Below are 1,718 nucleotides of genomic sequence, written 5' to 3'. Positions count from 1 at the left end.
CGCTACTACCGCGAGGCGGTCTTCGTACCGGCTCCGGGCCCGGACTCCGAAACGGCGAAGCAGATCGCGGCGAAGTACGTGCTCCCCGCGCCCTGACCCGCCCCGCTGCCCCGCGCCCCCGCACGAATGCTGGAGCGAGCACCCTCGCGGACCCTGTACACTTTTTCTCGGCCGGTCGGGAAGACCGGTCGTGGTGGGTATAGCTCAGCTGGTAGAGCACCTGGTTGTGGTCCAGGATGTCGCGGGTTCGAGTCCCGTTACTCACCCTCTGTGATGAAGGGCTGACCCGGAATTTCCGGGTCAGCCCTTCATCGTTTCCAGCCCCGTTCCCAGCCGGTCCGGCGGATTTCCAGGGCCGATTCCAAGACCGTTTCCAGGGCCGATTCCAGGGCCGTTTCCCAGGACGTTCGCACGGCCGTTCTCCGGGCCTCCCCGGCGCCGCCCGCAAAGCCGCTTCCGGGCCCCCGCGCCCGGGGGTGTCGCACGCCCGGTGGAAGGGCAGGGGTGTACAGGAGTTGTAGACGGGCGGGGGCCGGCGTCAGGACGAGGACCGGATGACCAATTGGGTGGGAAGCACGATCTGGTGCGGCGGTGACGGGTGGGGTGTCGCGCGGGTGGCTATTTCCGTGAGCACCAGCCGGGCCATCGCGCGGCCCATTTCCTCGATCGGCTGACGGACGCTGGTCAGGGGCGGATCCATATGGCGTGCGATGGCCGAGTCGTCGAAGCCGATCAGGGCCACATCGTCCGGGATACGGCGCCCGGCCGCGCGGAGGACCTGGCGGGCGCCCGCGGCCATCACGTCGGAGGCGGCGAAGACCGCGTCCACGCCGGGGCGGCGGGCGAGGAGTTCGGTCATGGCGCGGCGGCCCCCGGCCTCGGTGAAGTCGGCCACGGCCGTGAGCCCCTCGTCCGGCGGCTGCCCGGCCTCCCTGAGGGCCTGGCGGTAGCCGTCGAGGCGGCAGGCCGCGCCGTACACGTCCAGACGGCCGGTGATGGTGGCGACGGTCCCGCGGCCCCGCGCGAGCAGATGGGCCACGGCCGTACGGGCGCCCTCGGTGTTGTCGGAGTCGACCGAGGGCAGCGGCTCGGCCGCCGAGCGCCGGCCGCTGATGACCGTCGGGATGCCGAGCTGGGTCAGCAGCTCGGGCAGCGGGTCGTCCGCGTGGACCGAGACCAGCAGCGCCCCGTCGGCGCGGTGCGCGGCCAGGTACTGGGCGAGGCGGCGGCGCTCGCGGGCGCCGCCCGCGAAGGTGAGCAGCAGTTGCATCCCGGTGTCCGCGAGGGCCTCGCCGACCCCGCTGACGATGTCGGAGAAGTACGGTTCGGCGAAGAAGCGCGCCTCCGGCTCGGGCACCACCAGGGCGATCGCGTCGGCGCGGTTGGCTGCGAGTGCGCGGGCCGCGCGGTTCGGTACGTACCCCAGCTCGGCGACCGCCGCCTCGACCGCGGCCCTGGTCTGCGCGCTCACCCTGGGGGAGCCGTTGATCACCCGGGAGACCGTGCCCCGGCCGACCCCGGCCCGCGCCGCCACCTCTTCGAGCGTGGGCAGCTTGCCGCCGCGCGCCCGCGCTCCGGCAGCGTGCCGGACTCCGCCGAGGACCCCGCCCGCGGCCGTGCCGACCCCGTCGGTCCCGCGCGCCGTACCGGCCCCGCCGGGCCCGCCGGCCTCGCGACCGCTCCGGGCTTCCCGGTCCACCATCCCCACCTCCCCCGAC

The 1,718-nt window shown here is 74.0% G+C and carries 1 protein-coding gene, 1 tRNA gene and 1 pseudogene; 2 read left to right on the top strand and 1 reads right to left on the bottom strand.

What is annotated here, in order from left to right:
• Together WH07_RS38535 and WH07_RS35880 are read left to right on the top strand one after the other, a co-directional pair.
• Positions 1–96, top strand: a pseudogene (locus WH07_RS38535) (oligoribonuclease); the annotation flags it as partial.
• A gap of 97 nt (positions 97–193) precedes the next feature.
• Positions 194–266: transfer RNA gene (locus WH07_RS35880), tRNA-His, on the top strand.
• Between the two features lie 272 nt (positions 267–538).
• On the opposite strand, the gene WH07_RS35875 is transcribed toward WH07_RS35880, so the two are convergent.
• Entirely contained in the window at positions 539–1,702 is a 1,164-nt protein-coding gene (locus tag WH07_RS35875; protein WP_079023835.1) for a LacI family DNA-binding transcriptional regulator, read from the bottom strand.
• Positions 1,703–1,718 lie beyond the last annotated feature (16 nt).

It is taken from the genome of Streptomyces odonnellii, from assembly GCF_000981895.1.
In the GTDB taxonomy this organism is placed as follows: Bacteria; Actinomycetota; Actinomycetes; order Streptomycetales; family Streptomycetaceae; genus Streptomyces; species Streptomyces odonnellii.
This window is presented reverse-complemented; position numbering and strand designations above follow the sequence as displayed.

Bases quoted from the DNA above. Each gene is read 5' to 3' on its own strand.
- WH07_RS35875 (WP_079023835.1), bottom strand. From the start codon at position 1,702: ATGGTGGACCGGGAAGCCCGGAGCGGTCGCGAGGCCGGCGGGCCCGGC.